Origin of the sequence: Candidatus Nitrososphaera evergladensis SR1, from assembly GCF_000730285.1 — an archaeon.
Classification (GTDB): Archaea; Thermoproteota; Nitrososphaeria; order Nitrososphaerales; family Nitrososphaeraceae; genus Nitrososphaera; species Nitrososphaera evergladensis.
In genome coordinates, this window is sequence record NZ_CP007174.1 from 1,447,741 (window position 1) to 1,468,434 (window position 20,694).

The window sequence follows — 20,694 nt, forward strand, 5'->3', positions numbered from 1 at the left end:
GTTGCTGCTTGCTTTGGAGGCTCGGCCTTTAGCTGCCGTGACGGCTGGACGGCGGAGGAGACAACAAGCATTTCGCCACTTATCTGGGGCCTGATCCCCAGCATCAGTTCCTCCTTGAGGATGGCAAACTCTTCCTCGGTTATCATGCCCTGGTGCTTCATAAGCGCCAGCCTTTCAAGCCTGTCAAGCGCATCCATCTTGGGTTTTTCCGGCTCGAGTCTCATCTCGGGCTTTGGTTCTTGCTTTTGGGCAGTCTTGCGGCTTGATAATTCGCCCCTCATGCCCTTTTGGATGAACGCGCTTACCTGCAGCGCCACCTGCTTGTCGACAGCCGGCAGGTCAATATGCTGCAAAGATGCGAGGGGTTTTAAGAGTATCTCTGTGGAAAACACGCCGCGCTTTAACATGACGGTGGCAATCTCTTCGTATTTTATGGCAATGATGTTTGCCCGCAGGCCAAACATCTTGGGATCCTTGAAAAGCACGCGACTCGTGGTGATGTATATCTTGTCAGGTGCCGAGATGGACCCGCCGGGGGCGACCTTGGACTGCGAAGCCACAAGAAGTATCTCTTCTTTGGGCATAAGCAGGCCAGCTATGTCTGGGTCCATCCTTTCAAGCATCATGTCCGACAGAAACCTCTACGCTTTTTCCTAAAATATCTGATGTAAGGAGGTTCTGGATGTTTCTACTAGGGCCGGCAGGTTAGTTTTTATCCCAACCCGTTTCTTTTGTGACAATACACACGCATATGCCTCCTCCTCCTTCTTTGGACAGGGCTCCGGTCATAGTCTATACGGGCAAGGGCAAGGGCAAGACTACCGCGGCGCTTGGAATAGTTTTGCGGGCGGTGGGACACGGCCACAAGGTGGGGATGATCCAGTTCATCAAGGGCGAGTGGTATTATGGCGAGCTGACAAGCTCCAAGCGACTAGAGCCAGAGTTTGAGATGATTGCTGCCGGCAAGGGCTTTGTGGGCATCATAGACGACGACCATCCCATAGAAGAACACCAAAAGGCTTCGCAAGATGCAGTGGGACTTGTCCGGGACAAGCTTGCGTCAGGAGCCTATGACGTGATGATACTTGACGAGGTAAACTATGCGGTCAAACTCGGTCTGATTACTGTCGACGACGTCCTTGGCATAATTGCGGCCAAGCCTGACAAGACCACGCTTGTTCTGACAGGCAACCACGCACACGAAAAGGTGCTAGAAGCGGCAGACCTTGTCACCGAGATGAGGGAGGTAAAGCATCCTTTTCAGAAGGGGATCAAGGCCAGAAAGGGCATCGACTTTTAGATCTCTTGTATCATCAAAAAAATCTAATGGTATCTAACCATCAGGGCAACCTTAAAGTATGGTCTGCGCACCGCGTAAAATGATTTGTCATCTGCTCAAGAGGCCTCCAAACTCCCGGACGAAGGCGAGATAGTCATTGCCTCGGTGAGGGAGGTAACTGGCCACGGAGCCTATGTCACGCTTGACGAGTACAACGGCATGACGGGTTTTCTCCACATTTCCGAGATTGCGACCGGCTGGATACGCAACATCGAGCGCTACGTCCGGCCAAAGCAAAAGGCGGTGCTGAAAGTAATCCGCGTCAACAGGGCAAGGGGAGAGGTGGATTGCTCTCTCAAGCAGGTCTCTGGCGAGGAGCGCAAGTCAAAGCTCATCGAGGTAAAAAAGAGCGAAAAGGCCGATGCGTTCATGGATTTCATAAAGGCCAAGCTGAAACTTTCAGATCAGCAGGTGGCGGAGATAGAAGAAAAGGTCCTTCAAAAGTACGACTATGTTTATGACATTTTCGAGGACATTGCAAGAAGAGGTCCTGAGCTACTCCAAAAGTTCGATTTTTCAGACGACATCAAAAAGGCGATGGAGGAGGAGAGCAACAAGATTCAAGTGCCCCATGTTGAAGTGAGGGGCGTCATGGAGATATCCTCGAAAAAACCCGACGGCATCGAGATCATAAAAAGCACGCTTGCAGGCGTGGAAAGCAGCAAGGGAAACGCCACGACAGAGGTCACGTACGTAGGCGCCCCTCGCTACCGCATAGTGGTAACGGCAGAGAATTTCAAGGTGGCTGAAAAATCGATGAACAACGCAGTGGAAAAGATCCGCTCTGCGATTGAAAAACAGCACGGCGCATTCAACTTTATCCGCGAAGAGTCGAAAAAATCGCACCAAGGATAGAGAATAGTAGAATATGAGACATCTAATCCGCAAGTGCACCGCCTGCGGAGCGTACACCCTTGCAAACACGTGCCCAAAGTGCAATTCCCAGACTGCCGATCCTCACCCGCCGAAATATTCGCCAGACGACAAGTACGTGCGCTACCGGGTGGCCGAGCGCTATGAAGAAGAAGAGGGCGACAAGGATTATAAGTAAAGTTGCGGTCCTGACACTTGCGCGTTGAGATTTGCCATTGCAGGTGCAGGAGTGGCCGGGAGCTACCTTGGCAATATGCTCCAGAGACGCGGCCATGAAGTCCAGGTGTTCGAGTCGTCAAGGCCGGAGAACCACTGGCCAGTGTGCGCCTGGGGCGCGTCGCGGCACATGCTGTCCAAATTTTCAGAAAAGGCGGGGCTTGACTTTAAAGACTATATCATGCACATAGGGCAGAGGCTGCGCATGGACCTGCCAGCAGGCAAGGTCGAATACCTCGACCTAAAGGGGCTTGTCACCTACGACAAGCACAGGTGGGAGCACGACCTGATGCAGGGGCTGGAGATAAAGTACGGCACCAAGGTGACAAAGGAAGATTTCCCGTTTGAAAAATACGATCACGTCCTTGACTGCACGGGCCTGCACCGCACGCTGTTGCCAAAGTCAGGCGAAGATTTTCTCATACCTGCGTACGAATACCTGCTTGAAGAAGTCAAGGGCGAGAACGAGTTTTATACGATAGGCTACAAGGGCGCCAAGGGATATTTCTGGTACTTTCCGCTAGGCGACGGCAAAGGCTACATGGGGGCCGGCGACGTGGAAAAAAAGTACCACGGCATAAAGGAATTCTTTGAGCAACACCCTGAGGCAAAGATCGTCAAGAAAATTGGCAGGCCAATCCGGCTTGCGCCTCCAAAAAAGATGGAACCGTTCTTTGACGGAAACGTGGTAGGAGTTGGCGAATCCATCGGCTGCGTGTTTCCGATGCTTGGCGAGGGCATCATCCCGTCGCTTTTGTGCTGCGACTTTTTCCTCGACGCCCTTGACGACAGAAAAGGCCTTGACGCCAAGAAATACAGAAAGAAGGTTCTCTCTTACTTTGACTATTACGACGACGTCTATCGCATCGTCAGGCTAAAGATGGACGGCAAGCTGTCTACCATACGCCATGCAAACCTCCTGATGAGCATGTACCGCCATATGAAAAAGGAGGAGAGCCGCTTTGGGTTTGAAGTCAGCCTTGAGAAGATGAACCGGCTGGTAAACGCTTTATAGCCGAGGGTGGCAGGCGCTAGCTAGCAGTTGTCGCTAAATGCAAAAAGCCCGCAAGACTCACAGGCAGAAACCACCGTCTTGATGATGCCGTCTGACGCAAACCCGATGGGAAACGTCTTTGGAGGCGTGATACTAAAGCACGTGGACCTCATTGCCGGCATCGTTGCCAAGAGGCACGTGGGGCACCCAAACGTCGTCACCGCGGCCATGGACAGGATGACCTTTCTAAAGCCGGTGTTCATTGGCAACGCGCTCGTACTGTCTGCCCGGATAAACTATGTCAGAAGGTCGTCGATGGAGGTTGAAGTTACCGTCGAATCAGAAGACTATGACAGCGGGACAAAGGCTCGTACAGGGACGGCGTTTGTGACGCTTGTGGCACTTGACAAGCACGGCAAGGCAACAGAGGTGCCGCCCCTCTTGCTGGAAACGGCTGAGGACAAGAAGCGGTTTTCAGAGGGCGAAAAGCGTATGCAGCAGCGCCTGCGCGAAGCCGGCAAATTGTAGTTAATCTCATTCAAAGTATTCTAGTTCTTCGGAACCACTGTCGCCATTTTCGTCGTCATCTTCCATATCTATGGCGTCTTCAATCTCGGCTGGCTCTGCACTTGCTGCCGCCGTCTGCTGCCTCCTTTCGAGGTTTGTGTTGAGCCTGCGAAGCTCGGCAAGAATCTCGCGCAAAAGTACCGTTATCTGCTCCTCATCTTTTCTGGCCTTCTTTGCCTTTTTTGCCACGGGCTTTGACCTTCTTTGCATATTCTATCAAGATCATCTCTTTTCTTTAGCTATAGCGCTTTTCAAGGCCCATGTATTTTTGCAGATCAACAAACTCGTTAAAGTCCTTGAATGTGACCATCATCTTGCGCGTCTTTTTGGTGTAGCTGGTCTTTTTCAGCTCTGTAAAGACTTCGCGCATGGCGTACGTGGCGCTGTACAGGCCGGAAAGGGGCCATACCGCTATCCTGTAGCCCAGCTTTAGCAGCTCCGGCCCTGTGAGGTTTGGAGTCACGCCGTCTTCTATCATGTTTGCCACAAGCGGGGCGTCTATCTCGTCAGCGACCTTTTTCAGCTCTTCGACAGTCCTTGGTGCCTCGACAAATATCACGTCGGCGCCTGCCTTTCTATACGCCTTGCCCCTTTCTATCGCCTCGTCAAGGCCAAGTGGCGCCCTTGCGTCGGTCCTGGCGACTATGATAAAGTCCCTGCTCTTTCTTGCCTCGACTGCAGCCTTTAGTTTCGGCAAATAGTCGTCCTTTGGGATAACGTCCTTGCCGACCATGTGGCCGCACCTCTTGGGCCATATCTGGTCTTCAAGGAATATCCCTGCCGCGCCAAGTGCTTCTAGGTCTCGGACGAGCCTCCACACGTTGAGCGGGTTGCCATAGCCGGTGTCCGCGTCAACGAGAACAGGGACGCTGACGGCACGTATGATGCGCCTTGCATTGTCAACCGTCTCGCCGGCGTTTAAAAACCCAAAGTCGGGCATCCCAAGGAGCGCAGCAGAAGAGCCATAGCCTGTCTGGAACATCGCTTCAAACCCGACTTGCTCCGCAATTCTTGCGCTCAGCGCGTCAAACACGCCCGGCAAAACTATTATCCTGTTCTTGTCCTCAAGCTGCTCACGTAGAGAACGCGGCTTTTGCATTTTGTATGTGTGCAAGAACATTGTGCAACATTATTATGCTTTTACTAACAGTCAACTGGCCAGGCGCCGGGCGTTATCAGCTCAACGAGGTTGCCAGACGGGTCGCGAAAATACAGTGACCTGGCTTCCTTCCAGTTGACTTCAAGCTCTATTGCAACACCGTTTTGTGCAAGATGTTCCTTCCATTTTTCATAATCGCCGGTTTCTATTTCAAGGGCAAAGTGGATGTTCCCGTATGCTCCATGTGGAGGCAGCTTGTCATTTGAAGGAAATGTCCGGTCAGAATTGAACACAAGGAGCATACTGGCTCCTGCCTTTAGAAATACAAATTTGCCCTCTTCCTCATCGACTACTTTTAGGCCCAAAATATCCGAATAGAATTTCTTTAGCGATCCAAGGTCATGAGAATAGATGCAAGTCTCTATTACTTTTCTGACCTTCATTTTGTCATTTTTTATATCCTTATTATTACTGCGTTGCCTGTTGCTGCTCTTCTTGCGGCTGTTGCTGTTCTGTTTCAATGGTGCCGTCGGCAAGCTTGGTCACGTTGATCTTGCAGTGCCTGCACTCGTAGAATTTTGTTGGCGGGTCATGCAGGACGGAGCCGTTGAGCCAGACCATTATCGCTCCGCACACAGGGCAGTTCATCATATACGCGATAGAGTTTGCAGGTACCGTTAATATGCTTTGTCTTGAAGAATGTGTCAAGTTAAAGTATTGATTGCATTTGTGATGGAAACTGGAATACAGATTGGATTGGATTGTAGATTTTATAATGAGATCGTAGATAGCGCTAGAGACAATATTGTTAAATATTCAATATCGATGGGCCCTTCTCATTATGCTATGGAAAAAGTCAGAAAACCGACCATGGTCAGGGCGGCAAATGGCACCATGAACCACGCCACAGCCGAACTCCCTGACCGGCTGACATGGGGTAAGGGATGCGTACATGCTTCTAATACCAAGAGCAATTAAAAACAGTTAGGATACGTCGCAACTTTTTCAGTCGAAAAATGCAGACTCACCTTAATATTTGTTTAAACATACATATTCATTGTCAAAATCATGCCAAATTAGGCGATTAAACGCAGATCAATACACGATTGCGCCGTACTGTACGACATGCAAAAGCCGGCTCAGATTGAAGTATTGATTGAAAAGAAAGATTACGTCATGCTCCAAAGGTTTTGCAAGAGTTGTCTACGGCGGCCAGGATACAAAGTTCCTAAACACTAATCTATACTTCATCTTGATCGCCTGATTCTCCTTCCTCAGTTTCTGTCTCTGCAACAACAAGGTCTTCTTGTAGCTTCTCTGGTTCCTCGCCTTCTTTGGATGGAAGGTCGGCCTCTCCAACAGCCCCACAGATAGGGCATTTGAATTGGCTTGTTAATCCTTCAAGCGCAAGTGGAAACTCCTTTTGGAAAACCTCCGCACATTTTGAGCAAGCAAGCGTTGTATGTAAATTATCTTGGCTGAATTTGATAGTCTCTAAAAGAAAGGTTGTGTTTGTTGTCATTGCGCAGTAACTTAACAAAACTATCTTAAAACAGATTCCAAAAACTCGTCTTTCAAATCATTCTGGTGAATATTAGAGAAGCAGGAGTCAAATGAGATGCAGCCGCCTGCAATAATATTGGCTCTATGTGTTCTCAACTTTTTTATTTTATTATTTCCTGCTGTAGCACAAAAATCCATGTGGCGCCAAACATGGTTGTCGGGATCAGGCTTGGGCTGGCTTGCAGGTAAAGGCTTGCAATTTGTGCCAGCTACCCCTGACCTCTAGGCCCTAGTGCTGAAAGGTAAGCTGGCAGTGCAATATCATTGGCGATCCAGCCCTTCCTGATGCAATTTATGCGATCTTATGATTCTGGACTTGACAAACAACTGTCACAATACCTTCGAAGAACTATACAATTATCTCTCTCCAGAAATACTTCAGTTGTTGCTTCCTTTGAACATGCATCGCAGTCATAAGGCAGCCGGTATTTCTTGTGTTTCACTGGCCTTGTCTCAACCAACCTTTGCATTTAGAATTGATAGCAAAATATTGAACATATAAAAACTGGGTAACACTGTAATGTAGAAAATTAACAGAGGCTAAACTAGTTCGCATTCTATGGAACTGCCCTCGCTAATTTATGGTTGAGAACCTCTCCTCATGATGATGGAGTACGCTTTTGGATATTTGTCCAAATGAAATAATCCATGCGCCATTAGCTATTGGTGTGAAACGGGTTCATGCGAAGCCCATCTGTGTGCGTGTGTCATTGCTTTTTTTCTTCTGCAAATTTGGAAAAGCATTCTGAAATGCAACAATAGCCTTGGCTGGACAAATCATGTACTAAGCCCGCATTTGAGCCAGAAAATCATTAAAATTTTGCATTTACATGATCCATATCAGGTGCGTGCCAGCTTCGCGCCTGAGCAAGTGCCAAACAACCCGCGATGCCCCTCCTGCTGCTGGCAGTTATAGTAGGTAGAGGCACATACTAATTAAATCTTTAATCATCATTCCCAGAATGACTCGTACGATAATAAACGCTAGTTGCGATGATGCTTGGCAGACGCTTGCACTAAGAATCTATGATTTCCTGCATAATCTAAACAGCGTGATGTATTGACTCATTAAACTAAGGTAATTGCTAAATTTGGAGCTAAATTTTAAGTAATTTGCTTGGTTATGTGAATAGTTGTTCACAGTGAACAATGACTGTATCTGTTATAACAAAAAATGGTGAATTGCCATGAGAAAAAATAACGTTGATGTACCACACATCGACGAATTTGACGCAAGGCTGCTCAGCCTCCTGACGTCGCAGGAAAGCTATTCGAGCAAAGATTTGGCCGCAAAACTGGACAAACCGCTAAGCACAGTCCAAAGAAGAATCCGGATTCTCTTTCAGAACGGCTACATCAAGAAAAAATACGAAGTCGATTACTTGAAACTGGGCTGCAGAAAAGGGATTCTGGACATCTGCCTTAAAGACAGCGACATTGAATGCGTGGCAAAAAAAGTGTCAAGGATAAGCGGCGTGATACTGGTATCAGTACCGTTGGGTCATTCCGATCTGTCCGCATCCTTTGTCTACAAGACCAACGATGAAGTCTTGAGGTTCATCAGGCAGGTAAAAAAGATGCCCGAGGTGCAGCGGGTCACGTGGACAGAAGAAGTCTTTAGTCTATCTGCGGCCCGGCCAGTGCTCATAGAGTATTTGTGCAGCGCCGCCTAGACATGCATACATACAGTTTTTTCCCACTCGTCGCATCATGATGTCAGGTCTTCAAAGCACATGCACACACCTAGATTTGCAACACAATGATATTTTTTTTCAGCTGCGGACTATTTGCCTGTTGGGCCTGTACTCACGCATCTCCGAGCCGCAATACACGCAGCGGTACACGTCGACTTGCTGACCGGAACTCCTATCATACCTTGTGGAAAATGCAAGCTCGCGGTGGCAATGGACACACTTCATAAAACTTGTTTTTACAAACTTGTATAAAAGCAAGACTGACCCATGTTTGCTTGGTTTCCAATGGCTTTTTTAGTTTAGCATGATTTTCAAAAAGCGTGATATGATGATATCTGACGCAGAGGGGGCCGAGCTCGTGCGGCTTGCGAGGCTGGCCGTGGAAAAGTACGTCGTCGAATCAGTTGTGGTAAAAAAGCCTGCAATGGAGCTTCCAAAATCCGGCGTGTTTGTTACGATAAACTACCTTACAAGAAACGGCGAGGATCTGCGCGGGTGCATCGGCTTTCCCCTGCCGTACAAGGAGCTGCACCAGTCAGTCATCGAGGCCGCAATTGCAGCGGCTGTTGACGATCCGCGCTTTCCGCCTGTCGACGGCAAAGAGCTTGAACATCTTACCTTTGAGGTGAGCGTGCTGACAGAACCGGAAGAGATACCGGGAGGCCCTGTAGAGCGCAAAAAGCGCATTGCTATTGGGCGCGACGGGCTCTTGCTCAAATGGAAGCACGGCTCTGGCCTGCTCTTGCCGCAGGTGCCTGTCGAGCTTGGGTGGGACATCGACGAGTACCTGGCAAACATTTGCTACAAGGCCGGCGCGCCGCCTGATGTCTGGCTTGACCCCTCGTCAAAGCTCTTTACGTTCCAGGCTGCAATATTCAAGGAGGAAAGACCCAAGGGGGACATAGTGCGGCTTGGAACCGACGACCGCTACTACTATAATAATAACAAATAATATCGCCAGCGCTTCCATGCATATTCCAGTTGGTGGACAAGGCGTATCTTGCGCCGTACGGCGTAGGGCTTGGTCATGCAAGCCGGATGGTGATGGTGGCAGACCATCTGCAGCAATACAACGATGTCCAGGTGCGCTTTTCTACGTTTGGCGAGGCTGCAAAATACGTGTCTATGAGGGGCTATCAATGCGTCAACGCTCCTCCCGTCGAGTTTGCGTGGAGCGTCGAAGGTGGCTTTTCGGTAAAGCACAGTATAGCCAACATCCCGATCTGGTTCACCAACTTGGTGCGTCAGGTAAACCATGAGACTCGCAACATGATAATGTACAGCCCTGACGTCATCCTGTCAGACTCGCGCCTTTCGCCGCTTCTTGCGGCAAAGCTTCTTGGGATACCCTCTATAGTGCTCCTCAATCAGGTCAAGCTCTTGCTGTCGCCGAGGCTGCGGGAGTTTAGAATCTCGCGGTTATTTGAGGCGATGGTGGGTGAGTTCCTAGGCTCGATGTGGAATCTGGCCGACAGGATACTCGTGCCGGACCTGCCCCCTCCGTATACGGTAGCCGCGCACAACGTATGGTGCGTCGGCTCTGCCGCGCGCAAGCTAGAGTACATCGGCTTTACTGCTCCCAAGCCTGTTGTGACAGAGGAGCAGGTCGCAAAGGTGGCATCTGACCTTGAAATAGACAGGTCGAGGCCAGTGGTGTTTGTGCATATAAGCGGGCCTATGGAGACGCGCATGCCGCTCATCAAGCTTGCGCTTGAGGCGACTAGGCTTGCAGACATCAACAACAAAGAAGGCATCCAATTCATCTTTTCTGAAGGCAGGCCGCACGGGAGCATCGAGCCGAAAAGGATCGAACATGGCTGGTATTACGAGTGGTGCCCTGTACGTGACGAGGTGTTTGCGCTAAGCGATCTCGTGTTGATGCGTGGCGGCCATACCGCGCTTTCCCAGGCCATACAGTTTGGCAAGCCTGTAGTGACTATACCAATAGAAAACCACGGCGAGCAGCTGGGCAACTCTGAAAAGATTGCCAAGCTTGGCGCCGGCATGATGGTTCACCCAAAAAAGCTAAAACCAGAGAAAATCGCCGAGGCCATAGAGCAGGTTTTGTCCGATCCTGCGTACAGAAAGAGCGTCTTTGAGCTGAAAAAGATGACAGAATCGCTAGACGGAATCAATAATGTCGTGAAGATAGTCAGGTCCTACCTCTAGCCTTACGTGCCTTGGCTTTTCCAGCGCCGTCTTCTTTGACTTCATGAACTCTTGACGCGTGACTCGTCTTGCATCTTGTTCTTCTTTTGCATAATCTATCTCTGAAAACATTAGCGGTACAAGAGGTACTTTGCCTGCACCAACGATTTCTTTCATGATCATTTCTATGAACCACTGCGGGTGCGTGGCAAGCGACAGCGGCAGGACGACGTTCTTGCTCTTCATCATCCCTGCAAGCGCTCTTGCCGCGGCAAGGTCGAATTGGAGCATCCTTATCCTGCCGTCCCTTGGATGCACTGCCGTCATCTTTGCTATCGCAATTTTCTGGCTTTTTGCTCTCGTTGTTTTTTCTGCCAGCGACCTTGCAATCTTGGCGTTTCTGCAAAGGTCGTCTTCGTCGCCGTACAAGAGCAAAAGTTCTGGCAAGGAAAACCCTGCCTTGCAGGCTGCGATGCAGGAGGCAAGCGACAGCGGGCCCGTTATCGCACACGATGCGCTTCCAAGTGCGCCGGCAGGCGCCCCGCCCGCACCCTCGTACTCTTTGAGGCAGACAAACGCCCTTCTCATGCCCACGTACGCGACTATTTTCGCGCTTGCTTCTTCCTCGTTTTTTGCAGAGCTTGCGACGCCGGCAAGCTCTGCGGCAAGCGCGCCAGTGGCGGCAAACTCTAGGTCTCTTGCAGCAAAGTCTCTATCTGTCAAGAGATGCACCTTGACGAAAAAGCCCTGGCCCTGCAAAACGGTTCGCCTGCCGACCTCTGCGATGGCCTTTGATATTGCGGCAAACTGGCTTTCGCATTCTATTGCCATGGACACCCTTGCCACGCCAAATGTGCCTGCAATTTCCTGGATGCGGTCGGTTTCAAGCACGACAAAGCTGTTTTCTTCCACCCTTGCCGCGCCCCGCTCCCGCAGTATTTTTGCGAGCTCTTTTGCATCTGTTTGTGGCGAAGGATGGGCCAGTACAAACGTCAATAATGCAGAGGAGTGCTTGGTGGGTAATAATAATTAATTAATTAATGTTGTTTTATATTATAAAAGAAAGATAAAAAGGGCATAAAGCCCTGAGTTTTTTACCAGTGGTGCTTTTCGTCCGGAATTAGGCCTATCTGTTCACGTTCAAAGTATCTTTCCAGTTCCTGCGCCCACTTTTCCTTTGCAGAGCCACCGCCAAGACCCTTCCTTCTGAGCCAGAAGGCGATTACGCCAAGCAGGAACACTGCAAACAGCATGGTTCCGAAGATGTAGACCATGACGTCATAGAACAGTGGGTCGTAGTTCGGACCGATCTGCCCAAGTAGACTTCCGAGACTTCCGAAGTTCATTAGCATAGTCCAGAAAGCGCAAAGATATATACATTTTGGTTGTCGTAAAAGTCGCTGAAAAGAAAAGGAAATGACTTTTCTTTTTCTGCGGAAAAGCTTGGCTGTGTAAATATGTCAAGTGGATAAAATAAACAAAAAGAGAGGAGGTAGGGGTGTTGTGTACTTAGCTTGGAGGTGTTGCGCCTCTGCCCCTGAAGAAGAACGCTGCAGCTACTCCACCAAAGATTGCGCCTAGGACGCCGATGTATATCCAAGTCTCGCTTCCTTGGAAGTAGTTAGTTCCTGAACCCTTGTCGGGGTTGTTTACGTTGTCCTGCACTGCTATGATTCTTCTCTTTGCAAGAATCGCGTTCTCAGTGCACTCGGACTTGGCAATGCCAAGCTGGTCGCACTCTTGAAGCTGTTCCTTGGTTGCACCTGCCACCGGGCTGCCTCCGACACCATACTGCGCGTGGGCAACCGGCAAAGCCGATACAGCTGTTGCAGAGAAGAATACAGCCAATACAGATAGAGCCACTACGATTGGCTTGTTCATACTAGACTACCCATTAGGGTTCGAATATTTAACCTTTATGAGCGGGCCGGAAAAGCGTTTCTCGCCGCGCCGTTTTTCGTGCCCAAAAACACACAAGTAACATTTAAGAAACGCATGGCAGAAGCTGTAAAATCGTATATGGCACGAATTCACGTTCACACTCATGGCAAGTCACATTCTATCCGTCCTACTTCCAAGGCTGCCCCTTCGTGGCTGACTACGACTCCTGATCAGGTGTCGTCACTCGTGGTCAAGATGGCCAAGGATGGCGTCACCCCAAGCGTAATCGGCATAAAGCTTCGCGACGAGCACGGTGTTCCACTTGCCAAGTCCGTGACCGGCAAGACGGTGACTCAAGTACTTGCCGACAACAACATCAAGTCAGACATGCCAGAGGACCTTGAGAGATTGGTGAGAAAAGCGCTTGGCCTGCAAAAACACCTGAGGGCGCACAACAGCGACCACAGAAATGTCCGCTCGCTAGAGCTTGTAGAAGCCAAGATCCATCGTCTGGCAAAATACTACAAGGGAATAGGCAAGCTTCCTGCAACCTGGAAATACGCTGCTGTCATTGCCCAGCTAGAGTAAGACACAGAGATGGGCGACGGCGACAGTTCAAAGCTCCTCTCTGCGCTTAAACCTTTTTGCGAAAAGCTCCGCTCTGTTGTAGAGAGCGGGAGCGAGATTTCTGTCATAACGCACCTTGACGCCGATGGCATCACTTCCGGAAGCATAATCGGAACGGCTCTGGCGCGCATGGGTGCCAAGTGCTCCGTCAGGACGGTGTCTGACATGACGCCGTCCGTGATAGAGCAGATGAAGGCCGAAGACCACGAGTTTTACGTCGTAACCGACCTTGGAGGCGGCATGGCCGCAAATTTCCGCAAGGCCCTTGGCGACAGGTGGGTGGTAATCGACCATCACCAGATCCCGGAGGAGGAGATCCTGACAGACGACGCGGGCCAAGTGCTAAACGCCTGGAAATATGGCATTGACGGCGGCATCGAGGTGCCTGCTGGCGGCATGGCCTACATGGTTGCAAGCACCCTTGACCGGAAGAACCGCGACCTTTCGCCCGTGGCAGTCGTTTCTGCAGTCGGCGATAGGCAGGACCAGGGCGACAAAAAGTCGTTTCTTGGCCTCAACAAGGCGATACTTGAAACCGCCAAGACGCTTGGGCTGGTCAACGTCGACCTTGACATCATGCTGACAGGCAGGGAGACGCGCCCCTTGCACGAGGCACTTGCTTTCACGTCGTTTCCCTATATCGACGGGCTGACGTGGAACCGGGATAACTGCCACGCTCTGCTAAAGGGCGCCGGCATAAAGCTAAAGGATGGCAACGGGCGGTGGCGCGTGCCAGCCGAGTTTTCGCAGGAGGAAAAAAGCGCTATTCTGGATGCGATTGCCAAGTTCGTAGTCACGTCGAGCAAGACGTCTGCAACCGTCATCGACGACCTCGTTGGCTATGTTTACACGCTTGCCGGGGAGGACAAGCGCAGCCAGCTGCGCGACGCAAGGGAATTCTCGACCCTCCTAAATGCATGCGGCAGGATAGGCAGGTCCGGCGTCGGGATTGCCATCTGCATGGGCGACAGGAACGCCATGCTCACGGCCGGTGAGGAGATAAGCACAGAATACCGGACGACTCTGCGCAACTATATTTCAACAATATTTTCAGAAAAGTGGAGGGTGTCAGACGACGGCAAAATGGCGCTCATAAACGGCGACGGTCTCGTTGCGGAGGACATGCTGGGCGCCGTCTCGTCGCTCCTCTCCGGTTCGCCGACCCTGGCCGGCAGGCTCGTTTTCGTAAGGTCGCTTTCCAAGGACGGCACCTACAAGTTCTCGTCAAGAAAGGGTCTTGGGTGCACGTCGCCGGCAAACCTCGGCCTTGTGATGCGCCACTGCGCCGAGTCTGTTAAAGGCACCGGGGGCGGCCATTCGGCTGCGGCAGGCTGCAGGATACCTTCAACGACACTTGATCCTTTCCTTTCATGCTTGAGGTCAGCGGTAAATGACGCGAAATTCGCAACAGCATCCTGATGTTCCTACTGCAGTTGATGCGCAGGTCAGCGTGTCTTTTCCAACGGCAGCTCGTGCAAGGGCCGCAGTCAAGGCATTAATACCAGACAATGTGAACATGCCTGCGGGCTTGACAGTTGACATTTTCTCAAGGGGCAGGACAGTCTTGGTGCGAGTTGGAGGTAACGATGGAGTTTCCATTGCTACCGTCGCAAGCACGCTTGATGAAATCCTTGAGCACCTGTCAGTTGCCTGGAAAGTGATGACAACTAATGCTTGACCCCAAGCTATTGAAGGACAACCCCGATGCTGTACACGAGATGCTCAACAAGCGCAATGTAGAGTTCCCGCTTGACGAGCTGGTTGCGCTTGAGCGGCGCAGGCGGGAGCTCATCACCGAGTCGCAGGAATACCGCTCTAGAAAGAACAAGCTGTCCGAAGCAGTCGCGGCAAAGAAAAAGGCCAAGCAGGACGCGTCGGCCGAGCTTGAGCAGATGAAGGAGGTCGGCACCAATATGGAAAGAGTCGAGCAGGAAAAGGTTGCCGCCGAGGACAAGTACCGCAAGCTCGCCGCGCTTTTGCCAAACATGCTCCACGAGTCGGTGCCTGTTGGCAAGGACGAAAAGGACAACGTCGTAGTCAAGACTGCTTCGGGCAAGATAAGAAGTATCGACAAGCCCAAAGACCATGTCGACATTGCAACGGCGCTCGACCTGTTTGACATCGAGCGGGCGGCCAAGGTCTCTGGCGCAAGGTTCTACTTTTTGAAAAATGAGCTTGTGCGCATGAACACCGCGCTGGTGCATTTTGCACTGGACTATTTGACGGAGAAGGGCTATACGCTTGTCCAGCCGCCGTACATGATACACAGAGAGCCGATGGAAGGCGCAGTCATACTGGGAGACTTTGAAGACGTCATCTACAAGATAGAAAACGAGGACCTGTACATGATCGGGACGTCAGAGCACGCCATTGCAGGCATGCACATGGACGAGATACTTGAAGGCAAGCAGCTGCCCGTACGCTATGCCGGCGTCAGCCCGTGCTTTCGCAAGGAGGCCGGCGCGCACGGAAAGGACATGAAGGGCATATTCCGCGTTCACCAGTTTGAAAAAGTCGAGCAGTTTGTCTACTGCCGGCCGGAAGATTCTTGGAAGGAGCATGAGCACATGCTTGAAGTCTCGCAGGGGTTCTTTGACGCGCTTGGCATCCCGTACCGGGTGATGCTCTTGTGCTCCGGCGACACGGGCAAGATATCTGCCAAGACGTACGACATTGAAGCGTGGATGCCCGGGCAGGGCGCGTACCGGGAGATAGTGTCGTGCTCAAACTGCACCGACTATCAGGCACGCAGGCTTGCAATACGCTTCCGGGACAAGACCAACGAAGAAACGAGGTTCGTCCACACGCTCAACAGCACGCTTGTAGCAGTCCAGCGCACGCTTGTCGCAATAATGGAGAACTACCAGACGCCATCAGGCACCGTGCAGGTGCCCGAAGTCCTGCAGAAATACATGGGCGACCTCAAGGAAATCAAGCCCAAGGCCTGATTGTCGAACAATATATATTCTGGAGGCCAAGTGTGGTTTTCGATGGTCAAGGCAGCAAAGAAGGGAGGCAGAGTCCGCGACAAGTGGCGAGACAAGCAATGGGTCATCGTCAACAAGCCATCAGGATTTGAGCCACCCGGATCCGTTAACTACGTTCCCATAACCGACGGCGAGCAGGCCAAGGGGAGGGTGATTGAAAATACACTCCATGACATGATGAAGGGCAACCCTGATCAGACCATGGATCAGCACCAGATAAAGATCTTTATCCAGATTGACAGGATAAGCGACGGCACCGCAAGCACCCGCTTCAAGGGACACGAGTATGCTAAGGAATTCCTGCGCTCGCTGATAAGGCGTGGAAGCTCCATGGTCAATTTCGTACACGACTACACCACGCAGGACGGTCACACCTTCCGCGTGGCAGTTGTCGCCTTTACCCAGAGGCGCGTCAATGCTTCAAAGAAGCACGAGATCCGCATGATCGCCCACCGCATCCTATCGGAGAAAATTCCGCAGATGACAGTAGAGCAGTTTGTGCAAGAGACAACTGGCAGCAAGGCCGGCGACATTCCAAGGGAGACAAACAGCCTGCTTGGCGCAGTTATCATGGACGAGGCGAAAAAGATCTCTAACATACGCCACCTCGGCATAAAAAAGACAAAACTGATCTCCACCCCAGAATCGAGGGCAGTGAGCGACGCCAAGCCTGTCGAAGCGACTACGACCGTGGCCGAACCTGCTCCGCAATAACTTTTTAGTCCCTTTCCTTTTTCCTCTTTTTAGATAGATGTCAGAGGATACAGTAGTAAAGTTCTCCTCAGCAGAGGTCCAGCTGGTGCTCCATGCAACGGAGGGCCATGACAAGGTGCTTGCCGCCGTGGAAAAGGCTCTTTCTGTTCCTGCCGCAAGCTTTGGAGGCGAGCAGTCTGAAGGCCACTATGGCAACGCGATAATGCTTCTTGGCGCTGTGGTGTCAAGCAGCAAGGAAGCCGGCGCGCTTGCCAGCAGAATCATCTCTGCTTTGAACCATACAGACCGGCAAGAACTTACAGACCACATCGAAGAGTACTCTGACGAAAAAGGCAACCTCTACCTGCGCCTTGACAAGCAGAGGCTCTGCCAGGGCAAGGTCTCTCTTGCCGAGTCGGACGCGGTAAGGGTCAAGTTCAAGCCGGTCCACCGTTACAAGCCGTCAAGCAGCCTGCAGAGCTACAGGGGGCTACTCTCTTCAATCGAATAGACCTCTTTGTTGCCGGCGACAACACCGCCGCTTTTGCGGCAAAGGCGCTTGGGCTGAGGGTAGGAGTTGTTATTGCAGCAGACACTAAAGGTTTTTTTTCTGATGCCGGCGGCAACATCATTTACCGGCTCAAGAATCCGCCTCCCAAGCCGGTGAAATACGATTACCTGATAGTCTCTGAAAACATTGACGAGGCCTCGCGCGCAGACATACTTGTACTGAGAGATTTTCGCAGGGCAAAAGAGAGGCTGAAAAAAAAGGCCAAGGGCGGTGGCGCAGGGATCGAGATTACGGTACAGCAGGCGCGCAAGATGGACGCGATAGGAGTCGCAAGGTGGATTGTCGACGCGCACGATCTCTATGAATTCTGCCAGTCGTCTGGCTTTCAGTTCATACTGTCAAGCGGGGCTGGCTCGCCTTCTGAAGTCGTGTCGGGGCAGTCCTTTGATGCGATGCTAAAGATGACGGAAATCGATCCGCAAAAGCATTGGAGAGAGCTTGCCGGCTGGCTGGAATCACGCCTTGAAAGGAGGGTGCGCCTGTGCTAAAGAGGCGGCAAAAGAGGCGCTATATCTCCCTCATGTGCGAGACAATGACAGGAGTGAATGCGCTTGCCGCAATCCAAAAGCGCCATGCAGAGCTCTTTGGAAGCATTGCGCTTGAGAGGGCGGCTCTTCGGCTGATAAAAGACGAAAACAGAGTTGCAATAATGCGCTGCAGCCTTGCAGAGGTAGAGCGTGTCCTTGCGACAATTGCACTGTGCGATCCGCCAATCGTGACCCTTGACATGTCGTCAAGCACGAAGCGGCTAAAGCGCAGGCTGCAGGTATAGGATTTTATCTTGCAGGCGCTTCTCTGTCAAGTGGGGATGAGGTGAGTTTCGCTGCTCCAGACTGAGTCAAAAACGATGAAGATCTCGCGACGAACCGACCCAAATTTTCCAAACTTATAATTATTAGAGGAGCCTTCTTGGAGCCATATGGAGCTGGCCTACGACTATCCTCTGTACAGGCCTCCGTCAGAGGCCAATTCGCTGATATTTCAGGTCACGCTAGGCTGCTCATTCAACAAGTGCTCCTTTTGCAACATGTACCGCACCAAGGAATACGCCGAGCGCCCGTGGGAAGAGATCCGCGCGGAAATAGACATGATGGCAAGATTCTACCCTGACACGCGCAGGATATTCCTTGCAGACGGCGACGCGCTCAACATGTCCAAGGACCGGCTGGTGCAGATACTAGAGTACCTGTACCAAAAGTTTCCAGGCATCGAGCGCATATCCTGCTACGCCATGCCAAAGAACCTCTTGCAAAAAACGGACGAAGAACTGCAGGCACTTTACGCCGCCGGCCTGCACATGTTCTACGTCGGGATCGAAAGCGGAAACGATGTTGTGTTGAAAAAAGTGACAAAAGGCGCAACCGGCAGGTCGATAGTCCAGGCATGCAGCAAGGCCAGAAAGCACGGCTACGTCCTTTCGTGCATGGTGATCCTCGGCCTTGGCGGAAGGAAATACACAAAGGAGCACATTGCCGACACTGCAAAAGTGCTGAGCGAGATAGCGCCTGATTACGTGGGCGCGCTCACGCTGTACCTGGAGGAAGGCGTGCACGACGAGTTTATGAGCAAGTATGGCGAGCCTTTTGAATTCATTGACGATGTTGAAGTGCTTGACGAGCTGGAGCGGCTGGTCAGGGACTTTGACCCAAAGATGCCCGTGGTGTTTCGCGCAAACCATGCTTCAAACGTCTATTCAATAGGCGGGACGATGCCTGACGACAGGGGCAAGATCCTGTCGCTCATAGAGGGATTAAAGTCGCATCCAGAGATGCTAAAGCCCAAGTTCCTGCGCAGGTTCTAGACGCTTTCAGAGCGCCAGGCAAGATCGCCTAGCGTTGTTATCTCGTAGCCTTGCTCGTTTATGGACTTGAGGAGCATATCAAGTTCTTGCATCTGCTTTTCATCTAGCTTGTCATGAAAGCTCAGGCCGTCACGCAGTGCAAACTCCATCGGGTGCATCGTGACGACTGCAAACCCGTTTTCATCTATTCCGCGTTTTATCTCTGACATCGTCTTTTCGTGGTCGTAGCCAAGCCAGCGGGCACCGTCGCTGCTCAGGTCGCCTGTCTCCGCCGTTTCCGGATAGTGCCACAGGCCGTCATCTCTTTTGTTATTGTACGGCGGCTTGTCAAACGTCATGTTTGCGCTCACATACAGTATAGCATTATCCTTTGCGGCCGCAAACGTCTTGTCATTGACGGCGTTATACGGCGCGATGAATATGAGCGGCCTAAAGCCAAGTATGTTGTTTAGTTTTTCGTTTGTCTTTGCCATCAGGTCGGACTGCTCTGTCTGGCTGTAAAGGGTGAACCTTTCATGGTTCCAGCCGTGGTTTGCCACTTCAAGACGCCCCGCCGCGACGCCTTCTTTTACAAAAGACACTATCTTCTCGTCCTGGCCAAAGTAGTTGCCGATGACGCCCACGGTAAGCGGCAGATTGCGCCTTTCAAACTCGTCCATCAGCCGGATCTGGGTGCCTTGTAGGTAGTAATCTTGGATGTCGTCCAGCCGGAATGCGACGCACCTGCACTTTTCACCAAGCGTCTGCTGCTGGGCGTTAAAACTTGGCGCGGCGCCAACGGTCGCAAGCAGCAGCATCGCGCAACCTGCTACTGCAAATGCAATCCCCTTCATATTCTCTTCTTTGCGCATGCTGCAAGGGCATAGTAATCAATTGCGCGACAAGATTCTAGGGTCAAAATATGGAATAATGATCTGGGCTCCGGCTTGATGCTCCACAGTCAAAAGGATTAAAAGCCAGCCGGCGGTTAGGTGTGCAAATATGTATAGCGGAGAACTTGAGGTACAGGCCAAAAGAAAGGCGCTGGCCATTTTACAGGACGAAATTAGCAAGATCCTGAGCTCTTCGCGAGACCTTTCGACGCTCACTTCGTCGCTCATCAAGGATGATAACAACGACATACAGGCATGTCTTGAGCGCCTGCGCAACAACGAAGAAGAGGTAGAAAACCTCCGGCGCAAGATAACCCGGGAAGTGTCAGAGCTTGGCGGCCTGATGGCAAACAGGGAGGACATTCTGCGCACGGCGTACCTGATGGACGATGTTGCCGGCTACATCAATGGAATCGCGTTCCGGCTGGCAAACATGAAGGGCGAGACGCTCAAAAAGGCCCAGTGCGATGTAGACCTGCAGGAGCTCGTCGGCATGGTAGTCGACGCAAGTTTCAAACTGAACGAGATGGGAAGGGCGCTTTCGATAAACCCTGCCAGCATGTTTGAGCACGCGCAGGAAATGCAAAAACTTGAGCATCAAGTGGACGCCAAGTACCGGGCGATGATAATCAAGGCGCTTGGCGAGATAACAAACAACAAGGACCTGCTGCTTTTCAAAGACGCGGTCGAAGGCATCGAAGGAATGGTGGACAAGTGCCAAGAAGCGTCTGATTCGTTCACCATACTTGCACTTGGAATGTAAAAGTAA

At 51.4% G+C, this 20,694-nt stretch carries 28 protein-coding genes and 1 pseudogene; 19 read left to right on the plus strand and 10 right to left on the minus strand.

Translation table 11 applies throughout. The features are described from left to right. Positions 1–299 precede the first annotated feature (299 nt). Positions 300–626, minus strand: a pseudogene (locus NTE_RS17575) (PH domain-containing protein); the annotation flags it as partial. A 125-nt stretch (positions 627–751) separates the two neighbouring features. Between NTE_RS17575 and cobO the strand changes: the two are divergent. The 5 genes from cobO to NTE_RS07780 all read left to right on the plus strand — a co-directional run bounded on the left by cobO (position 752) and on the right by NTE_RS07780 (position 3,950). Further along, positions 752–1,300 carry a cob(I)yrinic acid a,c-diamide adenosyltransferase gene (cobO, locus tag NTE_RS07760; RefSeq protein WP_148700500.1) on the plus strand — a complete coding sequence of 183 codons (549 nt, stop codon included), beginning with the start codon at positions 752–754 and terminating at the stop codon, positions 1,298–1,300. A gap of 84 nt (positions 1,301–1,384) precedes the next feature. Next, positions 1,385–2,194, plus strand: coding sequence for a translation initiation factor IF-2 subunit alpha (locus NTE_RS07765; RefSeq protein WP_148700501.1), 810 nt, complete (start codon positions 1,385–1,387; stop codon positions 2,192–2,194). 13 nt (positions 2,195–2,207) lie between these two features. Beyond that, complete coding sequence (locus NTE_RS07770) at positions 2,208–2,390, plus strand: RNA-protein complex protein Nop10 (RefSeq protein ID WP_148700502.1); 183 nt, start codon at positions 2,208–2,210, stop codon at positions 2,388–2,390. Positions 2,391–2,414: 24 nt separating this feature from the next. Continuing rightward, positions 2,415–3,443: an NAD(P)/FAD-dependent oxidoreductase gene (locus tag NTE_RS07775; RefSeq protein WP_148700503.1), complete on the plus strand. Its 1,029-nt coding sequence runs from the start codon at positions 2,415–2,417 to the stop codon at positions 3,441–3,443. A gap of 27 nt (positions 3,444–3,470) precedes the next feature. Next, a complete protein-coding gene (locus NTE_RS07780; protein ID WP_226987243.1) occupies positions 3,471–3,950 on the plus strand; it encodes an acyl-CoA thioesterase in 480 nt (159 codons plus the stop codon). Positions 3,951–3,956: 6 nt separating this feature from the next. Here NTE_RS07780 and NTE_RS07785 read toward each other — a convergent pair whose 3' ends face one another. The 4 genes from NTE_RS07785 to NTE_RS07800 are packed head-to-tail and all read right to left on the minus strand — an operon-like array spanning position 3,957 to position 5,739. After that, a complete protein-coding gene (locus tag NTE_RS07785) occupies positions 3,957–4,199 on the minus strand; it encodes a hypothetical protein (RefSeq protein WP_148700504.1) in 243 nt (80 codons plus the stop codon). Between the two features lie 25 nt (positions 4,200–4,224). After that, the gene (locus NTE_RS07790; protein WP_148700505.1) at positions 4,225–5,088 is read right to left on the minus strand and encodes an isocitrate lyase/PEP mutase family protein; all 864 of its coding nucleotides are present in this window, start codon (positions 5,086–5,088) and stop codon (positions 4,225–4,227) included. A 44-nt stretch (positions 5,089–5,132) separates the two neighbouring features. Then, positions 5,133–5,531 carry a VOC family protein gene (locus NTE_RS07795; RefSeq protein ID WP_148700506.1) on the minus strand — a complete coding sequence of 133 codons (399 nt, stop codon included), beginning with the start codon at positions 5,529–5,531 and terminating at the stop codon, positions 5,133–5,135. Positions 5,532–5,556: 25 nt separating this feature from the next. Beyond that, on the minus strand, positions 5,557–5,739 hold the full coding sequence (locus NTE_RS07800) for a hypothetical protein (RefSeq protein ID WP_148700507.1): 183 nt from the start codon (positions 5,737–5,739) through the stop codon (positions 5,557–5,559). Positions 5,740–5,805: 66 nt separating this feature from the next. Between NTE_RS07800 and NTE_RS07805 the strand changes: the two genes are divergently transcribed. Beyond that, on the plus strand, positions 5,806–6,066 hold the full coding sequence (locus NTE_RS07805) for a hypothetical protein (protein ID WP_148700508.1): 261 nt from the start codon (positions 5,806–5,808) through the stop codon (positions 6,064–6,066). A gap of 262 nt (positions 6,067–6,328) precedes the next feature. On the opposite strand, the gene NTE_RS07810 is transcribed toward NTE_RS07805, so the two are convergent. Further along, positions 6,329–6,610, minus strand: a complete 282-nt coding sequence (locus tag NTE_RS07810; RefSeq protein WP_148700509.1) for a hypothetical protein — start codon at positions 6,608–6,610, stop codon at positions 6,329–6,331. Between the two features lie 1,228 nt (positions 6,611–7,838). Here NTE_RS07810 and NTE_RS07815 point away from each other — a divergent pair. The 3 genes from NTE_RS07815 to NTE_RS07825 all read left to right on the plus strand — a co-directional run bounded on the left by NTE_RS07815 (position 7,839) and on the right by NTE_RS07825 (position 10,514). Further along, positions 7,839–8,324, plus strand: a complete 486-nt coding sequence (locus NTE_RS07815) for an Lrp/AsnC family transcriptional regulator (protein WP_148700510.1) — start codon at positions 7,839–7,841, stop codon at positions 8,322–8,324. 346 nt (positions 8,325–8,670) lie between these two features. Next, complete coding sequence (locus NTE_RS07820) at positions 8,671–9,297, plus strand: TIGR00296 family protein (protein WP_226987244.1); 627 nt, start codon at positions 8,671–8,673, stop codon at positions 9,295–9,297. A gap of 32 nt (positions 9,298–9,329) precedes the next feature. Then, a complete protein-coding gene (locus tag NTE_RS07825; protein WP_148700512.1) occupies positions 9,330–10,514 on the plus strand; it encodes a glycosyltransferase in 1,185 nt (394 codons plus the stop codon). Here the strand turns inward: NTE_RS07825 and NTE_RS07830 are convergent. From NTE_RS07830 to NTE_RS07840, 3 genes are all read right to left on the minus strand, one after another. Next, positions 10,467–11,489 carry a THUMP domain-containing protein gene (locus NTE_RS07830; RefSeq protein WP_148700513.1) on the minus strand — a complete coding sequence of 341 codons (1,023 nt, stop codon included), beginning with the start codon at positions 11,487–11,489 and terminating at the stop codon, positions 10,467–10,469. The genes NTE_RS07825 and NTE_RS07830 overlap by 48 nt on opposite strands. 98 nt (positions 11,490–11,587) lie before the next feature. After that, positions 11,588–11,767 (minus strand): hypothetical protein, encoded by a 180-nt coding sequence (locus tag NTE_RS07835; RefSeq protein ID WP_226987245.1) that lies wholly within the window; start codon positions 11,765–11,767, stop codon positions 11,588–11,590. Positions 11,768–12,002: 235 nt separating this feature from the next. Beyond that, positions 12,003–12,374, minus strand: coding sequence for a hypothetical protein (locus NTE_RS07840; RefSeq protein WP_148700515.1), 372 nt, complete (start codon positions 12,372–12,374; stop codon positions 12,003–12,005). Between the two features lie 138 nt (positions 12,375–12,512). On the opposite strand from NTE_RS07840, the gene NTE_RS07845 reads away from it, so the two are divergent. The 9 genes from NTE_RS07845 to NTE_RS07885 all read left to right on the plus strand — a co-directional run bounded on the left by NTE_RS07845 (position 12,513) and on the right by NTE_RS07885 (position 19,053). Next, the gene (locus NTE_RS07845) at positions 12,513–12,962 is read left to right on the plus strand and encodes a 30S ribosomal protein S15 (protein WP_148700516.1); all 450 of its coding nucleotides are present in this window, start codon (positions 12,513–12,515) and stop codon (positions 12,960–12,962) included. A gap of 9 nt (positions 12,963–12,971) precedes the next feature. After that, on the plus strand, positions 12,972–14,420 hold the full coding sequence (recJ, locus tag NTE_RS07850) for a RecJ family nuclease (RefSeq protein WP_148700517.1): 1,449 nt from the start codon (positions 12,972–12,974) through the stop codon (positions 14,418–14,420). Further along, positions 14,392–14,679, plus strand: coding sequence for a KEOPS complex subunit Pcc1 (locus NTE_RS07855; RefSeq protein WP_148700518.1), 288 nt, complete (start codon positions 14,392–14,394; stop codon positions 14,677–14,679). The genes recJ and NTE_RS07855 overlap by 29 nt, the downstream gene beginning before the upstream one ends. Next, the gene (gene serS, locus NTE_RS07860) at positions 14,672–15,949 is read left to right on the plus strand and encodes a serine--tRNA ligase (RefSeq protein ID WP_148700519.1); all 1,278 of its coding nucleotides are present in this window, start codon (positions 14,672–14,674) and stop codon (positions 15,947–15,949) included. Before NTE_RS07855 ends, serS begins: the two co-directional genes overlap by 8 nt. A 42-nt stretch (positions 15,950–15,991) precedes the next feature. Beyond that, complete coding sequence (locus NTE_RS07865; protein WP_148700520.1) at positions 15,992–16,702, plus strand: eS1 family ribosomal protein; 711 nt, start codon at positions 15,992–15,994, stop codon at positions 16,700–16,702. A gap of 37 nt (positions 16,703–16,739) precedes the next feature. Continuing rightward, complete coding sequence (locus NTE_RS07870; protein WP_148700521.1) at positions 16,740–17,192, plus strand: RNA-binding domain-containing protein; 453 nt, start codon at positions 16,740–16,742, stop codon at positions 17,190–17,192. A gap of 152 nt (positions 17,193–17,344) precedes the next feature. Continuing rightward, positions 17,345–17,740 carry a hypothetical protein gene (locus tag NTE_RS07875; RefSeq protein WP_148700522.1) on the plus strand — a complete coding sequence of 132 codons (396 nt, stop codon included), beginning with the start codon at positions 17,345–17,347 and terminating at the stop codon, positions 17,738–17,740. After that, entirely contained in the window at positions 17,734–18,024 is a 291-nt protein-coding gene (locus tag NTE_RS07880) for a hypothetical protein (protein ID WP_148700523.1), read from the plus strand. Before NTE_RS07875 ends, NTE_RS07880 begins: the two co-directional genes overlap by 7 nt. 147 nt (positions 18,025–18,171) lie before the next feature. Next, complete coding sequence (locus NTE_RS07885) at positions 18,172–19,053, plus strand: radical SAM protein (protein ID WP_148700524.1); 882 nt, start codon at positions 18,172–18,174, stop codon at positions 19,051–19,053. Here NTE_RS07885 and NTE_RS07890 read toward each other — a convergent pair. After that, positions 19,050–19,904: a polysaccharide deacetylase family protein gene (locus NTE_RS07890; RefSeq protein ID WP_148700525.1), complete on the minus strand. Its 855-nt coding sequence runs from the start codon at positions 19,902–19,904 to the stop codon at positions 19,050–19,052. The two genes, NTE_RS07885 and NTE_RS07890, sit on opposite strands and share 4 nt — an antisense overlap. Positions 19,905–20,034: 130 nt before the next feature. Here NTE_RS07890 and NTE_RS07895 point away from each other — a divergent pair, with 130 nt between their 5' ends. Beyond that, positions 20,035–20,688, plus strand: a complete 654-nt coding sequence (locus NTE_RS07895; protein WP_148700526.1) for a DUF47 domain-containing protein — start codon at positions 20,035–20,037, stop codon at positions 20,686–20,688. Positions 20,689–20,694: the final 6 nt, after the last annotated feature.

Excerpts from the sequence above, each read along its gene's own strand:
- NTE_RS07855 (WP_148700518.1), top strand. The coding sequence starts at position 14,392 with ATGACGCGAAATTCGCAACAGCATCCTGATGTTCCTACTGCAGTTGAT.
- NTE_RS07885 (WP_148700524.1), top strand. The coding sequence starts at position 18,172 with ATGGAGCTGGCCTACGACTATCCTCTGTACAGGCCTCCGTCAGAGGCC.
- NTE_RS07840 (WP_148700515.1), bottom strand. The coding sequence starts at position 12,374 with ATGAACAAGCCAATCGTAGTGGCTCTATCTGTATTGGCTGTATTCTTC.
- NTE_RS07845 (WP_148700516.1), top strand. The coding sequence starts at position 12,513 with ATGGCACGAATTCACGTTCACACTCATGGCAAGTCACATTCTATCCGT.
- NTE_RS07835 (WP_226987245.1), bottom strand. The coding sequence starts at position 11,767 with ATGGTCTACATCTTCGGAACCATGCTGTTTGCAGTGTTCCTGCTTGGC.
- NTE_RS07810 (WP_148700509.1), bottom strand. The coding sequence starts at position 6,610 with ATGACAACAAACACAACCTTTCTTTTAGAGACTATCAAATTCAGCCAA.
- NTE_RS07890 (WP_148700525.1), bottom strand. The coding sequence starts at position 19,904 with ATGCGCAAAGAAGAGAATATGAAGGGGATTGCATTTGCAGTAGCAGGT.
- NTE_RS07870 (WP_148700521.1), top strand. The coding sequence starts at position 16,740 with ATGTCAGAGGATACAGTAGTAAAGTTCTCCTCAGCAGAGGTCCAGCTG.
- cobO (WP_148700500.1), top strand. The coding sequence starts at position 752 with ATGCCTCCTCCTCCTTCTTTGGACAGGGCTCCGGTCATAGTCTATACG.
- NTE_RS07770 (WP_148700502.1), top strand. The coding sequence starts at position 2,208 with ATGAGACATCTAATCCGCAAGTGCACCGCCTGCGGAGCGTACACCCTT.
- NTE_RS07865 (WP_148700520.1), top strand. The coding sequence starts at position 15,992 with ATGGTCAAGGCAGCAAAGAAGGGAGGCAGAGTCCGCGACAAGTGGCGA.
- NTE_RS07790 (WP_148700505.1), bottom strand. The coding sequence starts at position 5,088 with ATGCAAAAGCCGCGTTCTCTACGTGAGCAGCTTGAGGACAAGAACAGG.
- NTE_RS07795 (WP_148700506.1), bottom strand. The coding sequence starts at position 5,531 with ATGAAGGTCAGAAAAGTAATAGAGACTTGCATCTATTCTCATGACCTT.
- recJ (WP_148700517.1), top strand. The coding sequence starts at position 12,972 with ATGGGCGACGGCGACAGTTCAAAGCTCCTCTCTGCGCTTAAACCTTTT.
- NTE_RS07820 (WP_226987244.1), top strand. The coding sequence starts at position 8,671 with ATGATGATATCTGACGCAGAGGGGGCCGAGCTCGTGCGGCTTGCGAGG.
- NTE_RS07800 (WP_148700507.1), bottom strand. The coding sequence starts at position 5,739 with ATGATGAACTGCCCTGTGTGCGGAGCGATAATGGTCTGGCTCAACGGC.
- NTE_RS07895 (WP_148700526.1), top strand. The coding sequence starts at position 20,035 with ATGTATAGCGGAGAACTTGAGGTACAGGCCAAAAGAAAGGCGCTGGCC.
- NTE_RS07815 (WP_148700510.1), top strand. The coding sequence starts at position 7,839 with ATGAGAAAAAATAACGTTGATGTACCACACATCGACGAATTTGACGCA.
- NTE_RS07785 (WP_148700504.1), bottom strand. The coding sequence starts at position 4,199 with ATGCAAAGAAGGTCAAAGCCCGTGGCAAAAAAGGCAAAGAAGGCCAGA.
- serS (WP_148700519.1), top strand. The coding sequence starts at position 14,672 with ATGCTTGACCCCAAGCTATTGAAGGACAACCCCGATGCTGTACACGAG.